This is a genomic window from Oceanotoga sp., assembly GCF_030445905.1.
GTDB lineage: Bacteria > Thermotogota > Thermotogae > Petrotogales > Petrotogaceae > Oceanotoga > Oceanotoga teriensis.
This window is the reverse complement of sequence record NZ_JASUSU010000013.1, coordinates 47,902-63,501: the sequence shown is the minus strand read 5'-3', so window position 1 is coordinate 63,501 and position 15,600 is coordinate 47,902. Positions and strand designations below refer to the sequence as shown.

The window sequence follows — 15,600 nt, the reverse complement described above, 5'->3', positions numbered from 1 at the left end:
GTTTCTAACCCATAAAGGATATATAAGGACAGTAATAAGATATCTTATAAAAGATACAATATAATTATAACACAGAACAAAAAATAAATAAATAAGGAGCTAAAAAAAAGAGTAACAAAGAAGTAACTATATATTACAGAGAAAAAGAAAACGGTAATAAAAAACGTAAAAGGTATAAATAAAGGGTATTATAAAAGTTTATTAAAAATTAACAAAATTTACAATTGTAATAAAGGAAAATACTAAAACAAAAAGTTTACATAAAAATAGAGAAATATATAATCAAAAAAATGTATTAAAATAGGTAATTGTAGAGAAAGGAATAATAAAGAAAAAGTATACAAAAAGGAAAAAATATAAAAAAGAAATTAGAATATAAATTCTATAAATTTAGTTGTTAATGAATATGTAATTTTATGTAAATATACCCCATGAGGTATATTGTGTATCATCATTATAATTATATCATAAAAAGTTCTCCCTAAGTTAAACTTATTAATTTTACTTAGGGAGTATTTTGAATTTTTATTTTCTAAATTTATTTTCGATATGATTTAATATTAAATTTTTTGCTAATATTAATTCTTCTTTATTTTTAGCGGTTGTTTTTATTTTAAAATCTAAAATTCCTTTTTTTGTATATATGCTACATTTTATTTCGTCATTCATTATTTTTACTTTATGAGGGATTCTTCCTCTATCTGTTTCTGAATTTCCTATTATATATATCATTTCTATAAAATTTAATTTTTCAAATTCTTTTTTTACATTATATTTTAATATTATTTCTTCGGCATGAGCTTCATTATTTTTGTTTTGAAATATTATATTTTCATTTTTTCTTTCTTCTAATTTAAGTTGTTTTTCGTTTCTTTCTAATTTTTGTTTACAAGATTCTAAAAATGTTTGACCCATTGGATTTAATTCTATATATTTTTTTTGATCTATTTTTTCTATATTAAATAAGATTTTTATTTGTTCTGGTAATGTTTTATATTGTTGTTCTAATTCTAAAGTATAATCCATAAAACCTTCATCTTCAAATATTTCAAAGAAATATATATAGTCTATATAATATGATGTGTCTAAAGTTAATGGTAGTGGTGGCATTTCTATAACTGTTGGAAACCTTTCAAACATATAGTAGACAGGAATATTTATTCCTTGTCCTAAAGCAAGAGCAAAAGCAATTTGTGCTTTATATCCACCTGTTGCATTTATTAAAGTTTTTCCATAATTTTTTCTGTTTATTTCTGCCATTTTTTTTATTAGATTTTTTAATCCATATCTTTTAAAGTCATTTCTGTTTGAGTCATCTAATCTTTCAATTTTTTCTACTAATACATTTTCAAATTTATATTTTTTAGAATTCTGAAAATAGATTTTTAAAATTTCACCTATTTTTTTACCAGTTTCAGTATCAGATATTAATATGTGTAAATTTTTTAATTCAAGTATAAATTTTTCATCTACTATACTTTCAATAGAATTTATTTCTGCTGATATCCTTCTTCTTTCATCTGGATCTTTTTCTAATAGCTTTTTTGCTATTGATTCAAAATTATTTTGTTCGAATAGATCTTTATAATCTGTGTTTAATGTTCTTAGCATACTAGCTCCTGTTGTTGAAATCATAGTATTCACGTTAATTCCCTCCTTTACCCTTAAAAAGAGTATATCATAATTAATAAATTATAAATAGTTCATCTATTTCATAAGTTTTAATACTTAGGGTTTTAGCTTTTATTTGTAATAATTTATCTGAAGTTATAAACATAGGTTCTTTTTTTTTATAATTTAAACATACAGATAGTATTAGATTATCTGGATTTAGTTCTTGATATTCTACAGGTAATAAATTTGGATAAGAATTTGTAAAAATTATGGAATCTTCTTCATAATATTTGTTAAGAACTTTTATAATTTTTTGAGCTATGTAATGAGTTTGTGGTATTGATTTTAATTTTTCTAATTCTTCTATACACATAAATGGTATTATTATATTTTTGTAGTTTTCTATTAAATTTTTGCAGTTATTTAAATTATTTATTAATGAATTTGTATCTAATATAATTGGAGTAGATTTTTTTGCTATGTTTTTTAGATTTGTTATGTTTTTCAATGGTGTTCACCTCTATTAATTTAATATTTTTAATTTATCTGTTTTTTGTATGTTTATTATATTTTTACTATCAGAAATTATGAATAGGTTTTTATATATTTCTAAATTTTTGTATTTCATAATTTTTTTTTTTGGAATATAATAAACTTTATAGTTTTTATAATTGTAATATTTTCCAAATTTTATTACATCGATTATATTTTTTCTGCTTATTCCAAATTTATTTAATTTTTTTTGTGCTGTTTCAGATAAGTATATTTGTTTCATTTTTTTCACCTCCTTATTTTTTGTTTGTTTCAAATTATTAATAGACAAAAAATGAATGTTTTTTTTAAAAATGTTTTATTTAGAGGTTTTTATGCTACAATTATTTTATAGAAATTATAATTTTTTTAATAATTTATTTTGATTAAGGGGGATTTAAGTATGAGTATATTTGAACAGTTTATGAAAATAAATATTAAAGATCTTTATTCGAATTATAAGAATTTTTTAATTGAAAATTTTAAAGATATTAATTTACCAGATAATTATCTTAAAAAATTGAAATCTTCTATTTTGAATTACAATTTTATAGATAATTTATACAATGATTCTGGAGATTTTATTGGCGAGTTATGTGATTTAGAATTTTCTTATGAAGAAGATAACAAGAAAATATTTTACGAAGCAAAAGAAATTTTGATTTTATATCCAGATGATAAAGGATATTTTTATAATTTGAATAGAAAAATGTATTCTCCTTGGGTAATATTTGATGGTTTTGATTTTAAAAGTGATGATAATAAAAAAGTTATGGATATAAATAAAAAAATTATTTTACAAGGTTATTATTTGGCTATTTTGAATTATCTGATAGGTTTATTAAATGAAGAAAATAAAATTAATAAGAAAGATAATTATAAATTATATAAAATTAATAAGTTTAGTGAAAAAATAGGAGTTTCAGTTCAAAAATTATTTTTAAAAGGAGAACAAAAAAGCGAAAAAAGCTATATTTGGAAAAAGACTCCCGTATTTTTTATACCGAATGATTTAAATTATATAGAAAATTATACTAATCCAAGAAAAGTAGTTTATCCAAGTGATAAAGTTTCAAGATCTCTTAGAATGCAACATGATTCTCAAAAATATATTTTAGATTATTTGGAAACTCCAGAGTCTGAAAAAATAGGATTAACTTTGAGTCTTGTTGATAGTAAATATTTGAAATATGATTTTAAAAAATTGAATTTTATAAATTCTAAAAAAGATGATTCAGCAAAGAATTTATTATCTTTTGCTTCTTATCAGGTTCCTTTTATTCTACATTCTGATGCGGTTAGAATTTTAATGGGAGCTAAAAATTTAAAACAATCATTAAAAGTAATTAAAGCAGAATTACCTTATATTTCAACTGGGAAAGAATTGGAAAGTATAGGGGTTAATGCTTTAATTGCTTATGGATTATTTGAAGGTTTTAATTTTGAGGATGGTATTGTTGTATCGAAATCTTTTGCTGATAAGATGAAGGTATTTGCTAATGAAATTAAAAAATATGATATTTATTTTAAAGATGATAAATTGGGTATGAATGATTTTGAAAAATCATATGAAGAAAAAAATAATCAATGGAAATATTTTTTAAATTATAAATCAAAAAGTAAAATTATTATTGATTGGAAAGTAAGTTTAGGAAGTATAGTTAGTTATGGTGATATTTTATTTAGAGTTGAAAAATATAATGATCAAAAAAAGAAAGTGGAATCAGTTAAATATGATGGAAGATATTCTGCTAAAGTCATAAAATTACCTGAAATAATACCTTCATATAAAAATAAAATTGATTTTGATGATTTTGGACCTATGATTGATTTTGAAATAGTATATGAAGTTGAAAAACCTTTAGAGGTTGGAGATAAGGTAATGGGTAGACATGGAAATAAAGGAACTATATCTAAGATTGTAGATGATGAAATAATGCCTAAAGTTTTTATAAAAGATAAAGAATATACTTTAGATATGTTGTTGTCACCTCTTGGAGTTGTATCAAGAATGAATATAGGTCAATTATATGAAGTTCATTCTTCTATGGCTCAAATTCATTCTGATTTTTGTGAATTTGAAAAATGTGTATCACCTTTTGTTAATGGATATTCTTATAAAGAAAAAATTATAAATTCTTTAGTTAAAATTGGTTCTGATAGTTATGGACGATTTAAAGTTAAATATAAAAATTTTAATTGGAATTTAGTTTCAGGATATCAATATTTTGTTAGATTAGATCATTGTGTTAGAGATAAAATACATTTTGTAAATAAAGCTGAAATAAGTAGATTTACAAATCAACCGTATAAAGGAAAATCTAATAATGGGGGACAAAAATTTGGAGAAATGGAGTTTTGGTGTTTGTATGGTTATAATAATACTGAATTAATAAATCTATTTTCTAATAATAATTCAATTAAAAACAAAAAAAATTCTGATGATATATTAAAACTTTTATTGAAAGAATTTGGCATAAGTTTAGAATTAAAAAATAATATTTCTAAATGGAGTTTAAGTAATGTTGAATTATTAGATGAGGATAAAATTGATATAAACTCTTATATTAAAGTTAATGATAAAAATGATTTTAAAAATAAAATGAATAAATTTATAAAAGAAAAAAATAAAGTAGATATAAAAAAATCTAAGTATTATAAAAATCTTTTTAAAAAACTTTTTTTTAAAAAAGAAGGTTTTATTAGAAGTTTTATATTATCTCATCGTCTTCATAATTCTGGTAGAACTGTCATTACACCTCAACCAAAATTAAATATGAATACATATACGGGTCAAGATATTGAATTGACTATAGATGATGTTATTTTACCTATTGAATTTGGTCTTGAGATGATTAAAAATGATAATGAAAAATTAAATGTTAAGAATATTAAAAATGGTTTGCAAGGTGATTATAAAAAAAGAATTGAAATTGCTAAAAAATTAAATGAAATATTTAATGATAATAAAAAAATGGTTATATTGAATAGACAACCTTCTTTATTTAGACAATCTATGCAGAGTTTTTATCCTAAATTTTGGTCTAATTATACTATAGGACTTCCTATTTTCGTTTGTGAATCATTTAATGCGGATTTTGATGGTGATACAATGGCTGTTTATTATCCAACTGTTCAGAATGAGAAGATTTATTGTGAACTAAATAAGATGTTACCATCAAATAATCCTTTTAAACTTGGAGATGGTAGTTTATCTTATTCAATAGATCAGGATATTGTTTATGGAGCTTATATTGATAAGAATTTTAATAAAAAAGAGATAAAAAGTGAGATAGTAAAAGAATTATCAGAAGCAAAAAGAGATGATTCTGTATCAGATTATGTTAAAGAAAAACTTCATAAGTATTTAAATATAGCTACTGAGAAAAATTTGACTTTATCTATTTATGAAATAGAAGATAACAAATCTGAAAATAGTTTAAAATATATAGAAGATTCTGGATGTAGAGGAAAGAAATCACAGTTTGAGCAATTATATGATAAGATTGAAGGTATATCAAAAGATAATTTTTTAAAAGGAATTTCAGTGGAAGATTATTTTAAAGAAGGGGGTCTTTCAAGTAGAGCGAGAAGATCTTTAATGGACAAAAAGCTTGGTGTTGCTGATGCAGGTTATTTTACAAGAAAATTGGTTGAATTACTTGGTAATATTTATATTGGTGATTTTGATGACTATGAAGAATTTAATTTAGAAATGGGAAAGAAATTTTCAATATATGATTTTTTAAATAGATATATTAAAATTGATGATGAGATTATAAAATTAACAGAAGATAATATAGATAAGTATAAAAATTTTAAAGAATTAGTTATATTAAGTCCTAAGATTATTGAAACTTCAAGTAATGTTTTTGAAATATCTAAAAAATATTTGGGGAATGATTTATCTACTTTAAATGAATTTGAAGTTGGAGAATATATAGGAGTTTTTACTGGGCATTTACTTGGTGAAAGAGGAACACAATTATCTATGGAAACATTTCATGCTGGAGATAGTTCTCTTCCTATAATTACTATAAGCAATAAAGCTTTTTCATATAATTTTGAAGAAAATAATAATAGTTATATGAAGTTTATAGACAATTTTTTTGATATAGAAGGGATAGATATCTTGAGTAAGTTTGATATTAATTCCATATATTTTGAAATTTTATACTCTTTTACTAAATTATTGTCTAAAAAAGAGTCGTTAAAAAATAATAAATTATATAAATCTGTAAAAGATTATTTTTCTGATTATTTGTATAGGGGTCCTTTTACAACTATGAGTTTTGAATCTGGGTATGGTGTATTAACTGACATAGATTTTGATAAGAAGTATACAGAAACAAGTTTTAGAAACTTTTATGTTATCGGGGGTGATGATGATAGATAAGAAAGTTGGAAGTTCAAAAAATAAAAATAAAAATAAGGAAAAAAATATAGAAAAGAGAAAGAGTTTTAATAAAGATAAAGATATAATTCAAACTAATAGTTTAATTAATAATAATAATCAAGAATATGAAGATGAATATGATGATTTTAGTGATGATGATTATTCAAATACAGAAATTGAGAGAAATGAGATTATACAAAATAATATAGAAGTTCCTTTAAAAACTAAAAGAAGTTTGTATATTAATGTTTATAAGACAAAAAAAGAATATAAATTACTGATTCAATCATCGAATAAAAGTATTGTGAATCAAGTTAGTGAGTTATTTCGAAGTATTCCTGTTTTTATAAATTTAGATAAAAATACAATAGAGAATACTATGGTTAGAAATGATAAAAAGAATAATTTAGAATATTTTAGATTAAGTAAAGAATTAAATTTTTATTATTTTATAAGACTTCCAAATGGTAAAGAATATCCTTTGAGACTTTTATACAGGAAGAGTTCTAAAAAAAATTTGGAATATTATAACTATAGAGTTTTTATGTTTGAATATTATAATTTTGATCTTTTTATGAATAATTTAAAGTTTTATTTTACTGATGAAGGTGAAAAAAATTATAAAAATATTTTTGAACAGTATAAATTTTATTATAATTTTGATTGTAATTTTGAATTATTTGTGTATTGGGCTTTATTATTTTCTAATAGAGAAGATTTGACAGAGGAAAAAAGAAAGTGTGAATTGAAAGAAATTATTTCATTATATAATGATGAAAGAGTAAAAAAAGAAGTAGATTATGTTATGAATAATTTAAAAAATATTTTAGAAATTTATGGTGATTTAAAATGATTTATACTAATAATTATGATTTGATTTCTGAAATTATAGAATCATTAGATAAACAATTTAAATATAAAAAAGAAAAATTTGAAAAAGATTTGTTTAGTGATGAATTAAATGAAAATATAAAATATTGCATTGTAGATGAGACTTTTTTTAAAAAATATAAATTTAATAATGACTTTGAAGATAAAACTGGATTAAAAATAAAAAAAATTTATAAAAATAACATTTCAAAATATAAGTTTATATTATTAGTCGAAGAAAATTTGAAAGATAGTATATTTGATATTATGACAGAGTATGAAGTACTTGGTGTTTTTAGAAAGAAAAGATTGGAATTTGAATTAGAAGAAAAAGGAAAATTAGAAAAATTATTAAAGGAAATAATAAGAGATTTAAATAGTAAATTAAGTAATGAAGGAAGAGATAGCTATTTTAATAAAAAATATACTTTTAAAGATTTAGATTGGAAATTTAAGATGGATTTTAAAAGTATCAATAAAACTAAAGAATTTTATAGTAAAAAAAAATATGTTAGTATGTTTTTAGATCCGAGTATGAGAAATTTTTATAATCAATTGAATTCTATTATAAAAGATTTTAAAAATAGCTTTAATGAAATATCATTCTTGAACTTAAAAAAAGATACTGAATCAATTAATTCTATAAATGAGATTTCTGAAATATTAAATAAAAAATTTAGAGAAGATTTTAAACTTCCATCTTTATTAATTGAAGGTGAAACTGGTACTGGAAAATCATTACTTGCAAGTATAATATCAGATAAAGTAAAAGAAAGTTCTTTATATAAATTTTCTCTTGTTAATATATCTGAAAATCTAATAGATAGTGAAATTTTTGGTAATGCAAAAGGAGCTTTTACGGGAGCAGATGAAGACAGAAAAGGAAGGCTTTTAAATAATATAGGTAATTTTGTTTTTTTTGATGAAATTGCAGAGATTCCTACAAAAACACAAACTAAATTATTACTTTATTTAGATGATTATAAGATAAATCCTGAAGGTTATGATGGAAAATCAATTCCTGTTCCTACTTTTGTTATAGGTGCAACAAATCGAAATTTAAGAGATATGATGATAAATAATGATTTTAGAACTGATTTATATCATAGATTTAAGTACAAAATACGAATTCCATCTCTTAAAGAAAGAAAAGAAGATATGAGATTTTTAATAAGTTTTATTATGCAGAATCCATATATTAATGATTTAGGAGATAATGGATTTTATAAGGTTAATAAGATATCTATGGAAGCTATAAAAAAATTGGAAAATTATGAATATCCCGGTAATTTTAGAGAGTTAGAATATATTATTAAGTTTGCTGTTAATAGAGCTATTTATAATGAAATTGATATTATATTACCTGAACATATAATATTTTGAATAAGCGATAGTAATTTTACTTTATAGTAGTGAATTATTCACTACTATTTTTTTTAAAAAAATTTGATAAAAAGTTGAATTTTTACTATTATAATTGTATACAGAGGAGGTGTTTTTTTGAAAGAAAAAATTTTAATTGTAGATGATGAAGAAGATATATTGAGTATGATAAAAGATTATTTGGAGATAAATGATTATGAAGTAATTACAGCTTCATGTGGGAAAGAAGCTATAAAGAGATCTGAAAATAACCCAGATTTAATACTTTTGGATATTAATATGAATGATATAGATGGATTAGAGGTTTGTAAGAGAATAAGAGATTTTGTATCTTGTCCCATAATATTTTTAACGGCAAGAGTTCAAAATAGTGATAAGATAAAAGGGTTTGGTGCTGGTGGAGATGATTATATAGTTAAACCTTTTTCTATTGATGAGCTTGGAGCAAGAATATTTGCTCATTTGAGACGAGAAAGAAGAAAACAAAATATTTCTAAGGTTAAGTTTGAAAAAGGATTGACTATAAATTATTCGGAGAGAAAAGTTTATTTTAATGATGAATTTATAAGTTTTGCAAAAAAAGAGTTTGATATAATAGAACTTTTATCTCAAAATCCAGGACAAATATATGACAAGGAGCTTATTTATGAGCGTATATGGGGATTTGATAGTGAAGGAGATAGTTCTGTTGTTGCAGAGCATATAAGAAGAATCAGATTTAAGTTGAACTGTTTTGATCTTAAAGAGGTTATTGAAACAGTTTGGGGAGTAGGATATAAATGGAATGGTTAATTTCTAAATTTAGTAGGATGTCTGTAAAATCACATTTTATATTTTATACATCTACATGTATTTTGATAGCATTTTGTTTATCTCTTATAAGTTCGAGTTTATGTGATTATGGAGTAGAGCTTATTTTTTCTAAGTATCAAAAGGGATTTGAAAAAGATTTAAAAGAAGGTGAAATTGTTTTAAATAATGGTTCTAAATTAGAAGGTATGGTTTATTTTTATAAGAAAGATCTTATTTCTTTTTTTTCTAAAATGGATAAATTTTTTTATGATGTTTTAAATATTTTAAAGAGTTTTTTGATTCCTTTTTGGTTTTTAATTTCAGTGATTTTTGCATCTGTAATTTTTTATAATAAATTATTAAAGCCTAATTTTGAGATTTTGGGTATTGCAGCGGATAATATATCTAAAAATAACCTTGATTTTGAAATAAAATGTAATAATGATAATGAGTTTGGTGATTTATGTTGTTCATTTGAAAAGATGAGGTATACTCTTCAAGAAAATAATTATGAGATGTGGAGAATAATGAATAATCAAAGAAAAATAAATGCAGCTTTTTCTCATGATTTAAGAACTCCGTTGACAGTTTTGAAAGGTCAGAATGAAATGTTATTGAAATATATTCCAATGAATAAAATCTCTGTTGAAAAGACAATTGATGTTTTAAATACTATGAAAAACCATATAAATAGACTTGAAGATTATACCAAAACTATGAATAAAATACAGAGTATAGAGAGTATTGAAATAAAAAAAGAAAAAATTTATATGAAAGATTTGATAAAAGGAATGAAAGAAACTGCTGATATATTATGCAAAAATTTTATTTTGAATTTTACAAATAATATTGAAGATGAATTTATTTTTGGAGATTTTTCAATGATAATGCAAGTTTATGAGAATATTTTATCTAATTCTATTAGATTTTCGAAAAGTACTATAAATATAATTTTAGATAATGAAGATTATTTCAAATTAACTATTTCAGATGATGGAGAAGGTTTTGTTAAAGATGATATTTTAAGTGTTTCAGATCCATTTTATTCTTCTAAAAAAGGTAAAGAGGGTATTCATTTTGGCATAGGTCTTTATATATGTAAGACTTTATGCGAAAAGCATGGAGGTTTTTTAAAAATCTATAATAATGATGGAGCTTTTGTAGAAGCTGTATTTTAAGATTCGGATTTATCCGAATCTTTTTTTTGTAGATAAAAAGTTGATAATTTTATTTTAAAATGTTTTTAAAGATGAATGAAAGGAGACATTTTATGTCAGAAGATAAAATAATTATAAAAAATTTGAACAAATTTTATGGAAAGAAACAGGCTTTAAAAGATATAAATTTATCTATTGAAAAAGGAATGTTTGGACTTCTTGGAAGAAATGGAGCAGGAAAAACAACTTTGATGAGAATTATAGCTTCAACTTTGACTTATACAAGTGGAGATATAGATGTTTGTGGAATTAATATAAAAAATGTTAAACAGATAAGAAAGAATATAGGGTATTTACCTCAAGATTTTTCTATTTATCCTTCTATGAAAGTTTATGAATCTCTTGAGTATCTTGGTTGTTTATCAAAAATTTCTACAAAAGTATTGAATAAAAGAATCGAGTATATGCTTGAAAAAGTTAATTTGATAGAAGAAAAAAATATGAAAATTAAAGCTTTATCTGGTGGAATGAAAAGAAGGCTTGGTATAGCTCAGGCACTTTTACATGAACCTAAAATTTTGATAGTTGATGAACCTACTGCAGGATTAGATCCAGAAGAGAGAGTGAGATTTAGAAATCTTTTGAGTGAAGTTTCAACTGATAGAATTGTAATTCTTTCTACACATATAGTTGGAGATATAGAAGCTACATGTGAAAAGATTGGCATTTTAAATGAAGGTAGTCTTTTATATAATGGAAAAGTTGATGATTTAATAGAAAAAGCTAATAATAAAGTTTATAAAATAACTACTAATAAGAATGAATTACCAATTCTTAAGAAAAAATATAAGATAACTGGAATGCATACTTCTGGAGATAAAGTTATTGTTAGATTTATATCTGAGAGTTTGGTAACTGATGCAGAGTTATGTACTCCTAATATAGAAGATGCTTATATGTTTTATTTGGATAAAACTACTTCAGGAAATGGAGTTGAAGTATGATGTTGTTTAAAAAAGAGTTTAAAAAGATAATCTTTTCTAAAACATTTTTAGCTGTTTTGATTTTGACTGTAGTAATGATTCAAGTTCAAGGAGTTTTTAACTTTAAAAATCATGAAATAGAAAAACCTATTTTTGGTCAAGAAGATTATGGTTCGAATTATGAAGAAATTCCAGAAATAATAATGCCTGCAGCTTTGGAATCTTTATTTTTTGAATTTTCACGTAATAATTATACTGCATATCCGATTGGTTTGTATAAAAATGTTAAGTTGAGTAGTGAAAAGATAGAAAGAATGTCTGAAATAATATCTGATATTACTGGAATTTCTAAAAAAATTCTTTTGAGTAATGTTGAAGATGAGAATTATAAGCAAAATAATATAGTTTTTGATAAAGATTCTATTTCTAAAGATAATAAAGATAGTTTTTCTATATATATTCCTAAAAAAGATGATACTTATGAATATATATATGATAATCTTAATCCTAAAGATAGTATTACTTATGAAGAATTTTCAAATTATATGAATGAGGTCGATGATTTAATAGGTGGAGGTTCTAAGTATTCTGATGTTTATATTAAAAGATTTGGTGTTGTTGATAAGAGTTATGAAGAAGCTTTAGAAGATTATAATTATATTAAGGAAAAAGATAATTTTACGGGAGCTTATTCAAGATTATTTAGTGATTATATGGGAATAATAGCTTCTTTTATACCTGTGTTTCTAGCTGTTTCTATTTCATTGAGTGATAAGTATTCTAAAGTGCAAGAATTGATATATACCAGAAGAACATCGTCTTTTAAATTGATTTTTTATAGATATTTTGCTTTAGTTTTGTCTTATATGATTATTGTTATTGCTTTATCTTATATTTCAAATATTCCTACATGGGGTTTGTATAAAGGGTTTGAATTGGATTATTTTGCAGCTTTGAAATATGATTTTGTATGGGTATTGCCAACTGTTATGGCTTCTTTAGCTGTTGGAATGCTTTTAACGGAATTAACAGAGACTCCCATTGCTATATTAGTTCAATTTTTTTGGCATTGGTTAGATTTAAATTTTGGAGTTGCTTATATGGAAGGTGGCTTTTTGAAGTATTCTTTGATACCTCGTCATAATGAATTGGGAAATTCTAAGATTTTTTTTGATAACTTAAATACTTTATATTTTAATAGAGTTTCTTTATTTTTATTGTCTATAATTTTAGTTTTTGTAACTGTTTTAATTTATGATTTGAAGAGAAGGGGGATAATTCATGGAATTAGATTATTCAGAAAGCACTCCTGAGTTCTTCAAAAGGTTATTTATTATTTTAAGAATAGATTTTAACAATACTTTTTTAAAAAAATGTTTTATTTCAATTATTTCTATTTTTTTAACTCCTGTATTATTTGGGATTTCAAATTTAGATAAAGAGGCTTCTGCTATACCTCTTGAGATGTTTGTTTCTCTCATGGGTATTTTGATTTTAGCTAATCTTTTTGATTCAGAACAAGATAAAGAAATATATGAACTTATTTCGTCAAAGCCGTTTGAATTGTATTTTATTTATATAATAAGAGTTATATATTCTATTATATATTTAATTATTGTTTTTGGACTTTTTTTATATTATATGAAATTTAGAAATTGCGATATAAGTTTAGTTCATTTTACAGGGACACTTTCAAATGCCTTGTTTTTAGGAGGGCTTGGAATGTTTTCATCTGCGATTACAAATAATTTTATTTTTTCATATATGATACCTTTGATGTATTATCTTTTAAATTTTTCTGGGAATAAATTTTTGAAAAGTTTTTTTCTTTTTTCAATGTCTAACGGAGATTTTAAATTTAAATTACCAATTTTAATATCTGGTATACTTTTGATAATTTTGGCAATAATAATAAAAAAGAATAATAAATAAAAATAACAAATAATCATAAAAGTCAGATTTTTAAAGTCTGGCTTTTATGATTTTAATATGTTTTCTATGAATTGATTTTTAAAAGGAACTATTCAAATAGCTAAAGGTGAGGAATGAATGCAATGATATTTAATCTGAAATATGTAATTGGTTATATAATAATCTTTTAGAAATGACAAACTTCAAAATTCGATATATGTTATAATTTTATTATAAAATTATAAGTTTAAGAGAGGCTGTAAGATGAAATCATGGATTTATTATGATAGGATAGCAAATAAGTATGATACACAGTATGATAATTATTATTGGATGTTGTTTAATGAAATAACTAAAAAGCTTGTAGAAAAATATATAAAAAAAGAATATCATATTCTTGATCTTGGTGCTGGAACTGGTTATTGGACATATTGGTTGTCTGAGAGAGTTGAAAGGGTATATGCTCTTGAACCATCAGAAAAAATGCTTGAAATATGTAAAGATAAGACTAAAAACTTTAAAAACATTAAATATATTAAAGCTTTGGCAGAAGATATGCCTTTTGATGATGAAAGTTTTGATATAATTAATGCACAAGGTGATGTTTTAAGCTATGTTGAAGATCTTGATAAAGTTCTTTTAGAAATAAAAAGAGTTTTGAAAAATGATGGTATTTTGATTGCTTCTGTTGATAGTTTTTATTCTTTTATGTCTCAAATAATTTCTCAAGGGGATTTTTTAGCTTTGAATTATTTATATGATAAAAAGAAAGCTAATATAGGATCTGAAGATGGTATTTTTACGTCAAGGGCTTTTTCAGCGGAAGATATAGAAGAGATATGTAAGAAATATGATTTTGAAAAGATTGAATTAGCTGGTAAGGTTATTTGTGATGATTGTGATGAAAATATTATTGAAAAGAATTTTGAACAACTTTTAAACAATGAATTGAAGATCTGCCATGATCCATATTTTATAGGTGAAGCAGAACATATTCATTTTGTAATAAGAAAAAAGTAATTTATAATAATTTAAAGATATTAAAAGAAAAATGATAAAAAAAGTATTTAAATACTAATAATACCTTTTTTTAAAAATTGACGTTTATCATATTTTTTGTTATTATAAAAAAGAGTGGTAATTACCACATGATAAGTGGAGGGAATTTAATGAATAAAATAGATAAAAAAAGTAGAATTCCATTGTATTATCAATTGATGGATATAATAGTAGAAAAAATAGATTCTGGCATGTATAAAGAGAATGATAAAATCCCTTCTGAAAGAGAGTTGTGTGATTATTATCAGGTTAGTAGGTCTACTGTTAGAAAGACTTTATTAGAACTTGAAAAAGATGGATATATCTATATTGAACATGGTAAGGGAACTTTTGTATCACCTAAAAGATTTAAACAAGATTTACTAAAATTTTATAGTTTTAGTGAAGAGATGAAAAAAATAGGTAAAAAGCCATCCTCTAAAGTTATAGAATTTAATATAATAAATTGTAATGAAAAAATATCAAAAAAAATGAATATTGATATTGGAGATAATATTTATAAATTTATAAGGCTTAGACTTGCAGATGATGAGCCTATGATGATAGAAACAACGTATGTTCCTTATAATAGATTTCCTGGAATAACAAAAGAAGATCTTGAAAATTCACAAATGTACGAAATTTTTATGCAAAGATTTAAAGCTAAATTTAATAAAGCAGAAGAAGTTTTTCAACCAGTTTATATAAGAGAAGAAGAAGCTAAATATTTAGAAGTTAATAGAGATATTAATGGAATGAAAATAGAGAGAATAACTTATGAAAATAATAATATTATTGAATACACTACCAGTATAGCAAGAGGAGATAAGTTTAAATTCCATGTAGTTCTTGAAAAATAAATAAGTTTTTATGCTTATTTATTTTTTAAGAACAACTGGTAATAACAACATGATGACATAATGAT

The 15,600-nt window shown here is 22.9% G+C and carries 13 protein-coding genes; 10 read left to right on the top strand and 3 right to left on the bottom strand.

Going from position 1 to position 15,600, the window contains the following annotated elements; all coding sequences use genetic code 11:
• Window positions 1-525: 525 nt before the first annotated feature.
• The 3 genes from PWP28_RS05690 to PWP28_RS05680 are packed head-to-tail and all read right to left on the bottom strand — an operon-like array spanning window position 526 to window position 2,389.
• The gene (locus tag PWP28_RS05690; RefSeq protein WP_308644398.1) at window positions 526-1,635 is read right to left on the bottom strand and encodes a putative CRISPR-associated protein; all 1,110 of its coding nucleotides are present in this window, start codon (window positions 1,633-1,635) and stop codon (window positions 526-528) included.
• 49 nt (window positions 1,636-1,684) lie between these two features.
• Window positions 1,685-2,122, bottom strand: a complete 438-nt coding sequence (locus tag PWP28_RS05685) for a PIN domain-containing protein (RefSeq protein WP_308644396.1) — start codon at window positions 2,120-2,122, stop codon at window positions 1,685-1,687.
• A gap of 15 nt (window positions 2,123-2,137) precedes the next feature.
• Window positions 2,138-2,389, bottom strand: a complete 252-nt coding sequence (locus PWP28_RS05680; protein ID WP_305081919.1) for a hypothetical protein — start codon at window positions 2,387-2,389, stop codon at window positions 2,138-2,140.
• Window positions 2,390-2,548: 159 nt separating this feature from the next.
• Between PWP28_RS05680 and PWP28_RS05675 the strand changes: the two genes are divergently transcribed.
• The 10 genes from PWP28_RS05675 to PWP28_RS05630 all read left to right on the top strand — a co-directional run bounded on the left by PWP28_RS05675 (window position 2,549) and on the right by PWP28_RS05630 (window position 15,535).
• Window positions 2,549-6,541 (top strand): hypothetical protein, encoded by a 3,993-nt coding sequence (locus PWP28_RS05675; protein ID WP_308644395.1) that lies wholly within the window; start codon window positions 2,549-2,551, stop codon window positions 6,539-6,541.
• Window positions 6,531-7,394 carry a hypothetical protein gene (locus tag PWP28_RS05670; protein ID WP_308644394.1) on the top strand — a complete coding sequence of 288 codons (864 nt, stop codon included), beginning with the start codon at window positions 6,531-6,533 and terminating at the stop codon, window positions 7,392-7,394. Before PWP28_RS05675 ends, PWP28_RS05670 begins: the two co-directional genes overlap by 11 nt.
• Entirely contained in the window at window positions 7,391-8,794 is a 1,404-nt protein-coding gene (locus PWP28_RS05665) for a sigma 54-interacting transcriptional regulator (protein ID WP_308644393.1), read from the top strand. Before PWP28_RS05670 ends, PWP28_RS05665 begins: the two co-directional genes overlap by 4 nt.
• A 117-nt stretch (window positions 8,795-8,911) precedes the next feature.
• Window positions 8,912-9,586: a response regulator transcription factor gene (locus tag PWP28_RS05660; protein ID WP_308644392.1), complete on the top strand. Its 675-nt coding sequence runs from the start codon at window positions 8,912-8,914 to the stop codon at window positions 9,584-9,586.
• Window positions 9,574-10,764, top strand: a complete 1,191-nt coding sequence (locus PWP28_RS05655) for a HAMP domain-containing sensor histidine kinase (protein ID WP_109604797.1) — start codon at window positions 9,574-9,576, stop codon at window positions 10,762-10,764. Before PWP28_RS05660 ends, PWP28_RS05655 begins: the two co-directional genes overlap by 13 nt.
• A gap of 92 nt (window positions 10,765-10,856) precedes the next feature.
• Window positions 10,857-11,747 carry an ABC transporter ATP-binding protein gene (locus tag PWP28_RS05650; protein WP_109604796.1) on the top strand — a complete coding sequence of 297 codons (891 nt, stop codon included), beginning with the start codon at window positions 10,857-10,859 and terminating at the stop codon, window positions 11,745-11,747.
• Entirely contained in the window at window positions 11,744-13,039 is a 1,296-nt protein-coding gene (locus tag PWP28_RS05645) for an ABC transporter permease (RefSeq protein WP_308644391.1), read from the top strand. The genes PWP28_RS05650 and PWP28_RS05645 overlap by 4 nt, the downstream gene beginning before the upstream one ends.
• Complete coding sequence (locus PWP28_RS05640) at window positions 13,008-13,658, top strand: hypothetical protein (protein WP_109604794.1); 651 nt, start codon at window positions 13,008-13,010, stop codon at window positions 13,656-13,658. The genes PWP28_RS05645 and PWP28_RS05640 overlap by 32 nt, the downstream gene beginning before the upstream one ends.
• Window positions 13,659-13,901: 243 nt before the next feature.
• Window positions 13,902-14,657, top strand: coding sequence for a class I SAM-dependent methyltransferase (locus PWP28_RS05635; RefSeq protein WP_264150678.1), 756 nt, complete (start codon window positions 13,902-13,904; stop codon window positions 14,655-14,657).
• A 149-nt stretch (window positions 14,658-14,806) separates the two neighbouring features.
• Window positions 14,807-15,535: a GntR family transcriptional regulator gene (locus tag PWP28_RS05630; RefSeq protein WP_264150677.1), complete on the top strand. Its 729-nt coding sequence runs from the start codon at window positions 14,807-14,809 to the stop codon at window positions 15,533-15,535.
• Window positions 15,536-15,600: the final 65 nt, after the last annotated feature.